16 protein-coding genes are annotated in these 13,646 nt (G+C 67.0%); 8 read left to right on the forward strand and 8 right to left on the reverse strand.

Going from position 1 to position 13,646, the window contains the following annotated elements; genetic code table 11:
• Window positions 1–32: 32 nt before the first annotated feature.
• Both AB4Z47_RS19555 and AB4Z47_RS19560 read left to right on the forward strand, forming a co-directional pair.
• Window positions 33–857, forward strand: coding sequence for an alpha/beta fold hydrolase (locus AB4Z47_RS19555; RefSeq protein ID WP_441952627.1), 825 nt, complete (start codon window positions 33–35; stop codon window positions 855–857).
• A 390-nt stretch (window positions 858–1,247) separates the two neighbouring features.
• Window positions 1,248–1,583: a hypothetical protein gene (locus AB4Z47_RS19560; RefSeq protein ID WP_441952629.1), complete on the forward strand. Its 336-nt coding sequence runs from the start codon at window positions 1,248–1,250 to the stop codon at window positions 1,581–1,583.
• A gap of 175 nt (window positions 1,584–1,758) precedes the next feature.
• Here the strand turns inward: AB4Z47_RS19560 and AB4Z47_RS19565 are convergent, their stop codons facing one another.
• From AB4Z47_RS19565 to AB4Z47_RS19590, 6 genes are all read right to left on the reverse strand, one after another.
• Window positions 1,759–2,166, reverse strand: a complete 408-nt coding sequence (locus AB4Z47_RS19565; protein WP_441952631.1) for a hypothetical protein — start codon at window positions 2,164–2,166, stop codon at window positions 1,759–1,761.
• A gap of 97 nt (window positions 2,167–2,263) precedes the next feature.
• On the reverse strand, window positions 2,264–3,088 hold the full coding sequence (locus AB4Z47_RS19570) for an alpha/beta fold hydrolase (protein ID WP_441952633.1): 825 nt from the start codon (window positions 3,086–3,088) through the stop codon (window positions 2,264–2,266).
• Between the two features lie 566 nt (window positions 3,089–3,654).
• Complete coding sequence (locus AB4Z47_RS19575) at window positions 3,655–3,933, reverse strand: hypothetical protein (RefSeq protein WP_441952635.1); 279 nt, start codon at window positions 3,931–3,933, stop codon at window positions 3,655–3,657.
• A 163-nt stretch (window positions 3,934–4,096) separates the two neighbouring features.
• Window positions 4,097–4,534, reverse strand: coding sequence for a DUF6745 domain-containing protein (locus tag AB4Z47_RS19580; protein WP_441952637.1), 438 nt, complete (start codon window positions 4,532–4,534; stop codon window positions 4,097–4,099).
• A gap of 197 nt (window positions 4,535–4,731) precedes the next feature.
• Window positions 4,732–4,980: a hypothetical protein gene (locus tag AB4Z47_RS19585; RefSeq protein WP_441952639.1), complete on the reverse strand. Its 249-nt coding sequence runs from the start codon at window positions 4,978–4,980 to the stop codon at window positions 4,732–4,734.
• 91 nt (window positions 4,981–5,071) lie between these two features.
• Window positions 5,072–5,206, reverse strand: coding sequence for a hypothetical protein (locus AB4Z47_RS19590; RefSeq protein WP_441952641.1), 135 nt, complete (start codon window positions 5,204–5,206; stop codon window positions 5,072–5,074).
• 5 nt (window positions 5,207–5,211) lie between these two features.
• Here AB4Z47_RS19590 and AB4Z47_RS19595 point away from each other — a divergent pair, with 5 nt between their 5' ends.
• From AB4Z47_RS19595 to AB4Z47_RS19615, 5 genes are read left to right on the forward strand one after another with little or no spacing between them, the layout of a single operon-like run.
• Window positions 5,212–6,183 (forward strand): STM4015 family protein, encoded by a 972-nt coding sequence (locus AB4Z47_RS19595; protein WP_441952642.1) that lies wholly within the window; start codon window positions 5,212–5,214, stop codon window positions 6,181–6,183.
• Window positions 6,184–6,186: 3 nt separating this feature from the next.
• Window positions 6,187–7,341, forward strand: coding sequence for an STM4014 family protein (locus AB4Z47_RS19600; protein ID WP_441952644.1), 1,155 nt, complete (start codon window positions 6,187–6,189; stop codon window positions 7,339–7,341).
• Window positions 7,338–8,180 carry an STM4013/SEN3800 family hydrolase gene (locus AB4Z47_RS19605; RefSeq protein WP_441952646.1) on the forward strand — a complete coding sequence of 281 codons (843 nt, stop codon included), beginning with the start codon at window positions 7,338–7,340 and terminating at the stop codon, window positions 8,178–8,180. Before AB4Z47_RS19600 ends, AB4Z47_RS19605 begins: the two co-directional genes overlap by 4 nt.
• On the forward strand, window positions 8,177–9,517 hold the full coding sequence (locus tag AB4Z47_RS19610; protein ID WP_441952648.1) for an STM4012 family radical SAM protein: 1,341 nt from the start codon (window positions 8,177–8,179) through the stop codon (window positions 9,515–9,517). The genes AB4Z47_RS19605 and AB4Z47_RS19610 overlap by 4 nt, the downstream gene beginning before the upstream one ends.
• 6 nt (window positions 9,518–9,523) lie before the next feature.
• Window positions 9,524–10,432 (forward strand): STM4011 family radical SAM protein, encoded by a 909-nt coding sequence (locus tag AB4Z47_RS19615; protein ID WP_441952649.1) that lies wholly within the window; start codon window positions 9,524–9,526, stop codon window positions 10,430–10,432.
• A gap of 236 nt (window positions 10,433–10,668) precedes the next feature.
• Here AB4Z47_RS19615 and AB4Z47_RS19620 read toward each other — a convergent pair whose 3' ends face one another.
• Both AB4Z47_RS19620 and AB4Z47_RS19625 read right to left on the reverse strand, forming a co-directional pair.
• Complete coding sequence (locus AB4Z47_RS19620; RefSeq protein ID WP_441952651.1) at window positions 10,669–11,532, reverse strand: alpha/beta fold hydrolase; 864 nt, start codon at window positions 11,530–11,532, stop codon at window positions 10,669–10,671.
• A 339-nt stretch (window positions 11,533–11,871) separates the two neighbouring features.
• The gene (locus tag AB4Z47_RS19625) at window positions 11,872–13,098 is read right to left on the reverse strand and encodes a helix-turn-helix domain-containing protein (RefSeq protein ID WP_441952653.1); all 1,227 of its coding nucleotides are present in this window, start codon (window positions 13,096–13,098) and stop codon (window positions 11,872–11,874) included.
• Window positions 13,099–13,311: 213 nt separating this feature from the next.
• Between AB4Z47_RS19625 and AB4Z47_RS19630 the strand changes: the two genes are divergently transcribed.
• On the forward strand, window positions 13,312–13,560 hold the full coding sequence (locus AB4Z47_RS19630; protein WP_441952655.1) for a hypothetical protein: 249 nt from the start codon (window positions 13,312–13,314) through the stop codon (window positions 13,558–13,560).
• Window positions 13,561–13,646 lie beyond the last annotated feature (86 nt).

The following is a 13,646-nucleotide window of genomic DNA, read 5'->3' on the forward strand; positions in this document are numbered from 1 at the left end:
ATCCCAACTCTTTCGACTCGGAGCATCACTCGATGAGCATCTTCACACATGATGACGTGCAGTTTTTCTACACGGACGTCGGTACCGGTCCCACAGTCCTGCTACTCCACGGATGGACCTGCGACTCACACGACTGGAGCTGGCAGATACCGGTTTTGACGGAACTCGGCTTCCGAGTCGTCGCAGTCGATCAGCGGGGCCACGGGCGGTCCAGCGCCCCGGCGAGCGACTACGGACCGCAGACCCTCGCCGATGATGCCGCCGCATTGCTCCGGCATATCGGATCCGAGCCAGCACTCGTCATCGGTCACTCGATGGGGACCGTCGTCGCCTCGGCGCTGACGGTTCGGCACCCGGAACTGGTCTCGGCCATCGGACTGGTCGATCCGGTCTATTACCTCACGGAGGAGGAAGTGGCCGAACCGCTCGCGGCCATCCGCGGCCCACATCCGTGCGAAGCCGCGACGATATTCTTCCGCGCCGCGTTCTACACGCCGGACACACCGGAATCCCTCATCACCTGGCATGAGCGCCGGGTACTCGGTACCCCACCGAATGTCGTGCGCGAGGCATTGGTCGGCCTTTTCGGCCATAAGCACAGCCTGGGGCTGAGCCATGTCGCACGCGAGTATCTCCTGGACCGCAACGTCCCCCGCTTCGCGGTGTACGCCAGCGAGGAAACGAGCCGCCTCGAACGTGAACTTCCACTTGGAGACCACGACGAGGTGCACGTCATCGATGACGGCGGACACTTCTTGCATCAGCATCGCGCCGACAAGTTCAACGAACTGCTCGCCACGTGGCTGACCAGGATAGGCAAGCTGCCGGGTTCCGCTGAACAGGTCGCCACTGTCTGATGTATGGCCGGATCTGCGAGCGTCCGACCCATGAATGTGCAGATAGTCGCTCCCGCGCGGCCGGACCGGAACACCCGGTTCGGCCACTCTGACGCAGCAGTTCGTCGGCGGAGCGCCGCGCTGGTCGACCTTTCAACGGTAGGTGGAGGATCAGCCAAGGGAGTGAGTCACGCGCTGGCGAGTGCCGCGAGCCGGCGAATCACAATGGCGTCTTCCAGCTGTCGTGGCGCAGAATCAGCATCGTGGAAACGGTCGTGCAGTGGGTGCGCACTTCATGGACCAAACGGTCTCGAGGCGGTGCGGAAGCCTCCCGTCGAAACGCCGCCCCGATAGCCTTCCCGCTTCCGATGCGGCAAGCATCGGACGTGCATGAGGTCCTCATGGACGAACATGACCGATTCCAGCCTCGGTTTGTCACCCACGAAGGTCTGCCCGACTCCAGAGCAGATTCTGGGATTCTCAATCCAGGAAGCTGACGGGCTGCTGCGGGTACAAGCCACCGTGACGCCGTTCGGTATGCCACGCAGGTGGCGACGCCCTCCAGCGCGGCGACTCGCCTGCGGAGAGTGGCTGCGCTGGCAGGTCAACTACCGGTTCTCGGGCTCACACGGCGATGAATGGACCTACCGACTGGACACGCTCAAAGTCGGATACTGCCCTGCGCCTGCCAGCCTATTCCTGGGTACCCCCACCTACTATGTCGACGAACTTGCTGCGCTGCGTTGACCGAACCGTTCCGCGTGTGTGCGGTGAATACCGCTGCTGCCGGCACAACAACAGTGGTGTGCCAGTCGATGCGATCGAGAAAACGCCATGCGTACCAGGAAGTTTGCGGCGCCGTGTCACGGGGTCCGGAGAGGACCCCGTGACACGGGCTTTTGCTGCGCGGGCCGACATCCCATCAAGCGGCGTCGAGGGCTGCGGTGATCTTGCGGGTCATCTCGACCAGGATGGGGCCGGGCCGGCCATCGTAGTGCTGGGTGGCGGCTTCGATGGCGACGAGAACGGTGCTGCGGAAGTTGTCGGCCTCGGCCGGATCCTGCTTCCCGAGCAGGTTCATTGCGGCAGTCAGGGCCGGCAGCACGTGGTCGGCGAGTTCGGCGACGGACTTTCCGTTCAGTTCGATGTCCTTGGACTTCGCGGCGAGCACGTGCCCGACCAGGCCGGTCGCCGACGACAAGGCGATGGAACCGTTCGTGGCGACCTTATGGGGCTTGCCGGTGGCATCAGCCGCGACCAGCAACGACACGGCGCCGTACGCGGCGGTCCGCAGGGTGGCCTTGTCCTGATCGGTGAGGGTGATGGACATGGTGGTGCGCTCCTTCAAATCTGTTGTGGTGAAATTCAATTGAACGGATGAATGGTGGAATACGGTCCGGTTGGCGCCCCGGTGGTATCTAGATCGCTCAGCTCGACGAACCCTCCCGGTCATGGGCCGCTACCGTCTCGCGGACGGCTTCGGCGACGGCGCGGAAGTCCTTGCGCAGGATGTGGTCGTGGTTGCTGGCGACCTTAGCGCTGACGCGGAGGTGCGGGTTGCGGGCGCACACCGCATCGAGGCTGGCGCGGATCCGTTCCTGCTCGTCACCGCGGCTTCCGAACGACGCCCCCGACGCAAGCACATACCGCGTCGGGACGGTGATGTTGTCCAGCACGGGACCCAGGTCGGCCTCACGGGAGATCTTGCCGAGCTCGATGTTGCTCTCGGCCTGCTGCGCGGCGGTCATCCGCGGGGTCAGGCCCGTCGGGCGCAGCAGCGCTGTGACCGGGCGCAGCCGCTTGAACAGCTTGCGGATCCGCTGCTCCATGGCATCGTCGAGCCAGTCGTAGGGTTCCGCGCCCTCGACCAGGACCGCGCCCACGGCACGGTCGGGATTGCGGCTGGCCCAGTGTGCCGCGACGAATGCGCCGTAAGACCAGCCCGCCACCAGCGCCCGGTCCACACCCCTGGCCGCCAGAACGACATCGACATCCCGCACGCACGTGGCGAAGGAGTAGTCGGCCGAGGTCTTCGATTTGCCGCGGGCCCGCTCGTCGTAGGTGATGTGCCGGAAGCCGGGACCGAGTTCAGCGATAACCTTCCGCCAGTACCCCTGAGTGGCGAACTGGCCATTGCAGTAGACCACAGGGATACCGTCACCGCCGGTGTCGGTGACTGCCAGGGCAGTATCGTCGACCGGCACCATGCCGATCCACTTCGAATCGGTCGAGGAAGTGCTGTTCTTCGTCATGTCAGCAACTATCAGCGTCTGTCCTGACACCACCCTGACGCCACCCTGACACGGCCGCTGACACCTCGACCCGAACGACGACAACTCGGCCTGTAGGGGCAATGACGCCGCCAAGTGGCCGGAATCGGAGGTCTGCCCAGACGGCAAGCCCGCTTTGTCGTCCAGCAGCCCCCGCGTATCCGGCTCCTGACGCAAGGCACCGAATTCGATGTCGTCTACCGTGACGGCACCGTGAATCTGCGTTTCGACGAAGGTACTTCCGCGGAACGGTTGACCGTCGTAGTCGCGATCTACGCCGGTCAGACCCTCCTTGTGTGTGCTCGCAACCGGCGACGATCAGTTACGCGAGTCGGCACGTTGACGCGCAACACACGACCGGGCAGGTACATCACAGCTGGGGCGATGGGTCGACATAGCTGTGATACAGGCCTCGGGTGCCGTTCCTATTTCATTCCGGGGACGGCCTATTCGTTTCGTTGTGAGCTACCCGCGCGAGCCGATGCGCTGAGCCAGGTCGCGCAACGCGGGGTTACGCTCCTTCTCCCTCAGCTCCTCCACTACCTGCTTCAGCAGGGTCTGGTAAAACGCCCAGTCCCGGCCGCCGACCCGCTCAGCGGTGAGCAGCATGTCCAGTGCCCGCTGATGCTGCCCATCCGGGTTAACGCCGCCGCCTGATCCAGCAGATGCCGCGCTTGGCTGACCTGGGCGAGACCGGCCCCACGATTCGGCATCTTCTTCGCCGCCTGCACCGCCTCCGAATACCGCTCCGTCGAGACATTGATGTCTACGGTCTGCATCACCACCTGCGACGGACCGAAGTTGCACTCATAGTCCTTGGTGTCCATGCCAAGTCGCCCGGCGACCTCCCCCGCAGCATCAGCCAACGCCAACGCTTCCCGATGCGCTGATCCCGCCCGGCAGCGGTCGCGCCCTGCAACGTCAGCGCCCCGTACACCGACAACTGCGACTTGGACGCATGCCCGACCGGTTCCACACCCGCAGCGGCCTTCAACGCCACCTTGTGGGGTGCAGTTCGGTCGGCCGCTCGCTGATTACCGCGACCTTCTCGAAGGGCCACCACCAGCCCGCCTCGCGGGCGACGCGCGCCAGCGCGTGCAGCGGTTCGCCGGGTTCGGTGCCGAACGCCGACAGCCACGCGGCGTCATGTCGACCGAGAACGGCGTCGAGCAGCAGCAGGCGAATCTCGGTCCGCTCCTTGCGGTTACGCGCTACCGCGTCGACGACGCCTGCCCCGATCCGGTTCGCGATGGTTCCGGTCAGCTCCCACAGGTCCGCGCCGGTCGCACGCCAGTGCTCGCTGAATCCCCCCGGGCCGAGTTCGGTGTGGACGCGTTCGCGTTCGGCCGCGAGCGGGGCGTTCCGCAGCGCCTCCCGCACACACACGCCGGTATCCGAACCGGACTCCCGGTCCCGCAGTATCCGCACCGCCTCGAGGGGCGATCGCGCCCCACACAACGGATTCGGGATCGGCGAGCCCGGCTTGCCGGTAGGCCGACCGCACCGCGTCCTCGGCCGCCGCCCTGTCCCCCGGCCCGGTCGCCGTCGAAACCGACCGCCATTCATCCCGCTTCGTCACGCACTCGCTCAATTCTGTACTCACCGATTGTCTTTCGTCCCGAGCGTCAGTCCGCGACGATGCGAACCGAGCCGGGCACGTACTCCCGCTGCCGCACCACCCGGAACCACCCCTTCGGCAACGTGATCGCCGCGTGCTCCTCGTGGACGACGCGTCCGCCCTCGGGCAGATGCAACAGCATCGGCCCCGTCGCCCCGGATTCGCGGATCAGCCTGCCCGGCCCCTGCACCGCGTGCGCGTGGCCGGTGACCTCGCCCAGTGCGAGCACCAAGCGGCCGCGCGGATCCCGCGCCACCGAGGGCGCGTGCAGCAGCGCCAGTGGTACAGCGTTTTCCGCCGCGGGCGCGATCAGGACATCGCCTTGCCGATACGTGAATTTCCTTCCGTCACAGCGCGAGTTCGCCGCCGTTGCCCGAGACCGTAGCGCCCGGCACCGACAGACCGCCCGAGTCGCCCGGTGTCGGTGCGACTTGGTAGAAAACCTCCTGACGATCACGGGCACTGCCGGAAGGGGCGGGCACATCACATGACCATCGGCGACCATCTGTACGACTTCGGCGACCTACCCGCCTTCACCTTTCCTGATGCCGAGACCGACGAGAAGAAGGCGGTCGTCCTGCCGGAGCCGGACTCGGTCGCGTGGCGGTTGAGCGTCGATACCGACGACACCGCGGAGACATGGGGGGGATGCTTCACCCGCTTCCTGCATGCCGTCGACACGACGAGGGTGACCGCCCTGATCGTCGGGACGTGGCAGGACGTGTACGAGACCGGTCCCGACGAAGTCGTCGAGGCACTGTGCGCGGCCAAGGACCGCCTGCCCGCGCTGCGCGCACTGTTCCTCGGCGACATCGTCATGGAGGAATGCGAGATCTCCTGGATCAACCAGGGTTTGGTGACCCCGCTGCTCGACAACTTCCCCGAACTGGAGGTCTTCGGTGTGCGCGGCAGTCAGAACCTGGAGTTCCCCGCCGTGCGGCACGAACGGCTGCACACCCTCGTCGTCGAGGCGGGCGGCCTGCCCGCCGCGGTCGTGCGCGGCATCGCGGCCAGCGACCTGCCCGCGCTGACCCACCTCGACCTGTGGCTCGGCACCTCGGAGTACGGCGGCAACAGCGAGGTGGCCGATCTCGCGCCGATCCTGTCGGGTGACCGGCTGCCCGCACTGAAACATCTCGCCCTGCGCAACAGCGAGACCCAGGACGATATCTGCGCCGCACTCGCCGCGGCGCCCGTGGTGGCCCGGCTGGACAGTCTGGACGTCTCGATGGGCGTGCTCACCGACGACGGTGTCGCGGCCCTGTTGTCCGGTCAGCCCCTGAGCCACCTGAGCGTGCTCGACATGCACTACAACTACCTGTCCGACGCGATGCGCACCAAGCTGCGCGAGACTCTGGAACCTGCGGGCGTGCGCCTCGAACTCGACGCCGACGACGCCGAAGAGGACAGCGACGAGGAAGACGGAACCGTGTGGCGGTTCGTCTCCGTCGGTGAGTGAGACGTGTACGCGTCCGCGACACCGCCGCTCCCGCCGCGCTGGGTGATCGTCGGCAACGGCGAGAACCGGCGCGTCCAGATGTTCACCGAGGCCGCCCGCGCTGCCGGGGTGGCGACCATCCGGGTGGCCGAATGGCGTGACGTGCTGCGTGAAGGCCGCCACGATTTCGCCGACGACGAGATCGTGCGTCTGGGTTCCCCCGGTGAGAACGCCGAGGTGGATCGCCTGTTACGGGGGACGAACGAACCGACGCGGGTCGAGGGTTCGGCCCGCTGGTACACGCGGTTCCTCGATGCGGTGCGCTCGTTGCGCGGCGGATTCCGGCTCGACGACACCGAAGACCTGGCCGTGTTGTTCGACAAGCGGCTGTGCCATGCCCGGCTGTCACGTGCGGGTGTACCGGTGCCGTCCTCGCCCACCTCGGGTGGACGCGCTCCCATGCACGGGTGGGAGGATGTGCGCGGCCATATGCGCGACGCCGAGATGCCGCGCGTCTTCGTCAAACTCGCGCACGGATCGTCGGCCTCGGGTGTCCTCGCCGTCGAATCCGCCCGCGACGGACGGGTGCGCGCGACCACCTCGGTGGAGATCACGGCGGAAGGTCATCTGCACAACTCGCTGCGCATCCGGCGCTACACCTCCGAACGGGAGATCGCGTCCATTGTCGACCGGTTGGCCCCGGACGGACTGCACCTGGAACGCTGGATTCCCAAGGTTTCCCAGGACGGTCGGTCCGCCGATTTACGTGTTGTGGTGATCGGCGGCCGCGCCACCCACGTCGTCGTCAGAACGAGCCGCGCGCCGCTGACCAACCTGCATCTCGGCGGTGCGCGCGGTGATCTCGCGGCCTTCCGCGCCGCCGCGGGCGACAACTGGGCGAAGGCACTGTCGATCTGCGAACAGGCCGCGGCCTGTTTCCCGTCGACACTGTGCGTCGGCGTGGATCTGCTGCCCGCGGTCGGTTGGCGGCACTTCGCGGTGGGTGAGGTCAACGCGTTCGGGGATCTGCTGCCCCGGCTCACCGGGCTACCGGAGAGACCCGCTGCCGGACTCGACACCTACACCGCGCAGGTCATCGCCGCGACCAGCCGCTATCACAATGCGCGACAGACCGGTTCGCGCGAGCTGGTCGGCGCGCTCAGGGGTGCCCCGCTGTGACGACCTCGGAACCCCTACTGTCCCAGCCGGATATGAACACCGTCGTCGGCCGGGACGACCTACTGCTGCTCACCCTCGACACCCTGCGCTACGACGTCGCGGTCGAGTCGGCGGCGACAGGTCGTCTACCGAATCTGACGGCCCATCTTCCCGGCAACGTCTGGCAGAAGCGCCACGCTCCCGGCAATTTCACCTACGCCGCGCATCACGCGATCTTCGCCGGATTCCTTCCGACGCCAGYGACGCCGGGCCCGCACCCGCGGCTGTTCGCCGCGCGCTTCACGGGCAGCGAGACCACCGCCGAGCGCACCTTCGTCTTCGACGAACCCGATCTGGTGACCGCACTCGCCGCGCGCGGATATCACACAGCCTGTGTCGGCGGCGTCGGCTTCTTCAACAAACAGGGCGCGCTGGGCAATGTCCTGCCCGGCCTGTTCGCCGAAAGCCATTGGGAATCGGAGTTCTCCGTGGCATCACCCACGTCGTTCGAAGCCCAGGTGGCGTGTGCCGAAAGGGTGGTAGCCGCCTCGCCCGCCGAGCGGCCGCTGTTTTTGTTCGTCAACGTCTCGGCCCTCCATCAGCCCAACTGGTTCCACCTGCCCGGTGCGAGCCGCGACACCGGCGACAATATGAGCACCCACGCCGCCGCCCTGGAATACGTCGACCGGCACGTGGGTCGACTGTTCGACGTGATGCGTTCGCGGCGGCGTTGTTTCGCCGTCGTCTGCTCCGATCACGGCACGGCCTACGGCGATGACGGTTACACCGGCCACCGACTCGGACACGAATCCGTCTGGACGGTTCCCTACGGACATTTCTTCCTGGAGCCACCCACATGACCCATACGATCACCCTGCCCCGACCATATCAGAACTACGTCTACGCCTATCCGCACAAGACCGCCTACCGCCCGCTCACACCGCGGCCGGCGCTCGCCGAGCTCTGGGCTGGTGAGTCGCGACGAGCACTCTCGCTGTACCTGCACATCCCGTTCTGCGAGGTGCGCTGCGGATTCTGCAATCTGTTCACCCGGGTCGGCGCGCCCGACGGCCTCACCGGGCGCTATCTGGACGCGCTGACCCGGCAGGCCGAGGCCGTCCGCGCGGCACTGGGCGACGCCGAAACACCGCACTTCGCCACCGCCGCCTTCGGCGGCGGCACCCCCACCTTCCTCGAGGCCGGTGAACTGACCCGACTGTGCGATACCGCCGAGGGCATCATGGGCGCTGATCTGCGCGCCATCCCGCTCTCGGTCGAGGCGTCTCCCACCACCGCCACCGCGGATCGTCTCGCCGTGCTGGCCGAACGCGGGACGACACGGCTGAGCCTGGGCGTGCAGAGTTTCATCGAACAGGAGGCGCACGCCGCTGTGCGACCGCAGCGACGCGCGGACGTCGAGGCGGCGCTGGACCGCATCCGCGACGTCGCCATACCCGTCCTGAACATCGACCTCATCTATGGCATCGACGGTCAGACCGCGGCGACGTGGCGAGAGTCGCTCGACGCCGCGCTGGCGTGGCGGCCCGAGGAGATCTACCTCTACCCGCTCTACGTCCGCCCGCTCACCGGACTGGACCGGCACGCCGATCCCGCCGCGGCCGAACGCGATTGGGACGACCAACGTCTGCGCCGCTATGCAGAGGGCCGCGACCATCTGCTCGCCGAAGGCTACGTGCAGATCTCCATGCGCATGTTCCGCCGGACCGACGCGCCGCCCCAGGGGGCGGACGATTACGCCTGCCAGACCGACGGCATGATCGGTCTCGGCTGCGGAGCCCGCTCCTACACGTCGGGAACGCATTACTCGTTCGACTACGCCGTCGCCCCGCGCGAGGTGCGTGCGATCGTCGACACCTACACGGCCACTGAGGATTTCACCAGCGCCGTCTACGGACGGACGATCGACGGCGATGAGGCCGAGCGGCGCTACCTGCTGCAATCCCTGCTCCAAGCCGAGGGTTTCGCGGTGGCGGACTACCGGCAGCGCTTCGGTCACGAACCACGCGACAGCTTCCCCGCCGAATTGGATGTTCTCGCCGAGCGCGGCTGGCTCGTCGACCCGGAATCAGGTCACCTGCGTCTGACCCCCGAGGGCTTGGCCTACTCCGACGCCATCGGCCCCGAATTCTTCTCCCCCGCGGTCCGCGCTGCCATGGCAGCCTACGAACATCGGTGACCGGCAGTGGATCTCACTATTCTCTACCGCGGCCCTCTGGCCTCCTGCGATTACGATTGCCCGTACTGCCCGTTCGCCAAGCGCCGCGACTCGACCGCCCAGCTCCGCGCCGACCGCGCCGCCCTCGAACGATTCATCCGGTGGGCGTGCGCGCAGACCGAGGATCGCCTCTCGATCCTGTTCACCCCGTGGGGCGAAGGACTCGTACGGTCGTGGTACCGCCGCGCCCTGGTCGAGTTGTCCCGGCAGCCGCACATCGACCGCGTCGCCATCCAGACCAACCTGAGCTGCCGCACCGAATGGCTCGCCGACGCCGACCTCGACACCGTCGCCCTCTGGTGCACCTACCACCCCGACCAGACCTCCTACGACCGCTTCCTCGACAAGACCACCCGCCTCGCCCGCGCCGGCGTACGCTTCAGCGTCGGAATCGTCGGCCTACCCGACCATCTCGACCACGCCCGCCGCCTGCGCGCCGACCTGCCCGACCACATCTACCTGTGGGTCAACGCCGCCGAAGGCCACACCTACACCGACGAAGCCGCGTCCACCTGGACCGCCGTCGACCCGCTTTTCCCCTTCAGCCGCCACCCGCATCGCTCCGTGGGCCTGCCCTGCCGCACCAATTCCTCGGTGATCTCGGTAGACGGCGAAGGCACTGTCCGCCGCTGCCACTTCGTCCCCACCCCCCTGGGCAACCTCTACGACAACACCTACCGCCGAGCCCTCACCCCCCGCTCCTGCCCCCGCACCGAATGCGACTGCCACATCGGCTACGTCCACCTGGAAACCCTCCCGCTCTACGACGTCTTCGCGGGCGGAGTACTGGAGCGCATCCCGACCCCTCTCCACCGCGGCATCCCCGCGGTCGTCCACCCCTCGCCGAGCCTCCCGATCAGCCCGGCACACACCTGAACTCTGCGGAACCGGACGCAACCCACTATCCGCGACGAACTCGCACACCGCCGCTCAGATTTACCTGTGCTTTCGTTGTGTCAGCGGCCAGTTGGAACTCCCCATCGACGGCCACTTACTGGGGAGCTATCTGGCCATTGCAGCAAACCGGCAGCGACGTACACCGAGCGATGTGACGTCCCACCGCGCGGCATATGGTGCGTTCCGCCCGCTCAGGATGCCTCGCATCCGGGCGGTTACAGGGCGAGCATGGCGGCAGCGACCTCGTCGGCCGCAGCGTGGCGCAGGGCGGTACCCACGTCGTCGAGGACGAGTAGTCGCGCCCCCGGGATTTCGGCGGCGAGGACCTCGCCGTTGCCGACCGGGAAGAACGGGTCGGCGCGACCGTGCACCACGAGCGTGGGCACGTCGAGTTTACCGAGCCGCTCCCGCCAGCGCGGGGCGCAGTCGATCCGGGAGAACACCATCCCGAGCTGGTTCGCCTGGTGCACCGCGGGATCGCTCGACGGTGTCCGGTCCCAGATTCGGGCCGCCGTCGCCCGCGCCTGCTGCGGATCGTTGCCCATCGGCTCGGCGCCCTGGGCGGCGAACGCCGCGACAGCGTCTCGGTCGGTCCAGTCCGGCCGTGGGCGGGAGAACAGCGCGCTCATGACCGCGCGGTCGTGGTCGGGCAGGTCCTCGTCGACCGGGCCCGGCGCCACCGGCCGGGTGCTGACGAGGGTCAGTGCGGAGAACACGTCCGGGTGGTCCAGCGCGGCGACCTGAGCGACCATCCCGCCGACGCCGACCCCACCGAGGTGGGCGGTCCCGGCACCAAGCACCTCTACCAGCGCAGCCGCGTCGGTGGCGAGATCCCGCAGGTCGTATGCCGAGTTCTCCGGGTCGAGGGTCGTCGATGCGCCGGAGTCACGCAGGTCGTAGCGGACCACGCGCCGCCCGTCCGAGGCGAGCCGCTCGCACAGCGCGTCGGGCCAGGACAACATTGTTGTGCCACCGACCAGCAGGACCAGCGGATCGTCCTCGCGGCCGAAGCTCTCGATGCCGAGATCGACACCGTTTGCCCGCACCGAGGTCGTGCCCAATCGAAACGGTCCTGTCATGCCTGGACTCCTGTCTGTCGTATGTCCAGAGGTATCGACGACAGGTTCACCCGAAAGTCATCGGTGCAGCCGAGATTGCGTCCACACTCCCGCAACATCGCCGACAAGATCGACCAGCAGTCGGTTACGTGCCTGTTCGGCCATGTGCAGTGCATGCTGGGCTCGCCGGTACACCTTCGACCGCTCGGGCGCACCGACCACCCTCACTGCGCAAATGTTCCTCGCCGGTCGCGATGATCGCACCGCGGGCACGCTCAATCCGCGCCATCGCTTCGGGTAAACGGTCATCGCACACACAACCAGATATCCGCGGCGGCGGCTCTTTCATCTCTGTTGGACCTAAATGGATATGCCGATCTGTCGACCAAGCTCCCGAACATCGCGGCTCATCCCCGTTGGCGGTGACTTCACCAGCCCATGCAGCATCTCGCGCGCGAACCCGTTGTATCGGATCGTCTCGGGTGCCGTCTGCTGGGCCTTCTCCAACATCGCGAACGCCGCAGCCGCCTCCCGCCGCTGCGAATATGCACGGGCCACCTCGATGTAATGCCGACTACGGCGCGGCACCGACACGATCGTCTCCGCGTCCAACTCCCTCGCGGAACGCAGCGCCTCAGCCGAGCGCCGCAACTCCACCCCCAGCGTTGTCGCATGGGCAGCCATCACCGGCATCGAGAACGACGTCTGCACATGTCGATACCCCGGACCCAGCTGCCGCGCCGTCCCATCGGCGGCCTCCCAGTGCTTCCACGCCTCGCCATAACGGCCCCGGCGAGCATGCACGTACGCCACCTCAGCCTCGAGCGCGCCCGCGATCCCCCGCCAATCGTCCGGCGTCTCATCCCCGCCGAGGTAGGGCGCGAGCTGATCCAGCGCATACCGCGCAAGCTCGATCGCCTCCTCCCAACGGCCGGAGTCACGCAGCGCCTGCACCATCGCCCAGGTGCTGCACGCGATCACGTACGGGTCGTCCGCTTCGAACCCCTCGTTCATGGCGCGGTCCGCGACGAGCCAAACCAATTCCGGGGCAGGCTGATACGCGACGTAGAAGTCCGCCAATTGATAGACGCCCGCCAGGATCCGCCGCGCCTTCCTGCGCGTTGGCCCAGGGATTCGAGCAGCCTGTTGCGCGTCCCTGATCAAGCCAGGGAGCAAGGCGCCCAGCTGGGTTCGGTGATCTGGACTGGTATGGCGAATCTTCCACGCCTGGTCCAGGCGAATCGCGAGATGCTCGACGCTGCTGGCACGAGCACCGGCTGTCATCCGATAGTCGGTGAGGGCGTGGCGTACCTCGGTCAGCGCCTCGTGCTGCTCGCCGGCGAACACCGCCACCGACACGGCGTGTCCGTTCCCGGTCAGCTCGGCGAGATCCTTGACCTCCAGTGCTTGCGCGATCCGCAGCAGCATCGGCAGCTTCGGTGGTTGGAGCCTGCCTGTCTCGACCGCTTTGATCCACTCCGCCGACCGCCCGACCAGCCCGGCCAGGACCGGGCGCGACATGCCTGCGCGCTCGCGTAGCCACTTGATTCGTGTGCCGACAGGCGCTTCACCTCTGGGGTCCCGCATGGTGCCCCTCCTATGGCCTACCCACTGGATTAAAGCGTATCCGACCAGATGGCATGGGGTACGGAAGGTACCTGATCGGTACATGTCTCGTTCTTAACGTGAGGTTCAGCTCCCGATGCCGGGGTTGGCCTCGAATTCGACCGTGGGCCGTGATCCGGCATCGGGTGCTTCCAACTCCAGAACTGACACAACGCGCCCGGGGGTACAGACAAGATGCCCATCGCTCTACTGATCGCCTTCGCCGTCGCTGCCGTCTTCTACGGCACGATCTGCACCTTCGATCGGCCCCTGAAGAGGGCCGAGTGCCACGCCGCACCTAATACTCCGTACACCACGGAGGACGCACATCTGGTGTGGCAGGCGCGGATCGGCTGCGACACCGAAACGTGCGCCGACAAGGCCGCCGCACTCGACGTCCTCATCGAAGCCAAGATCGTCAAACCATGGCGGGCCATCCGATGACGATTACCCTCGCCGACGCCGAGATGTGGCGCCACTTCCACCGTAACTGCTGGCACGACGGCGCATTCCGTTCGTTGGAGCAGGCC

The sequence above is a fragment of the Nocardia sp. 2TAF39 genome, from assembly GCF_052114905.1.
In the GTDB taxonomy this organism is placed as follows: domain Bacteria; phylum Actinomycetota; class Actinomycetes; order Mycobacteriales; family Mycobacteriaceae; genus Nocardia.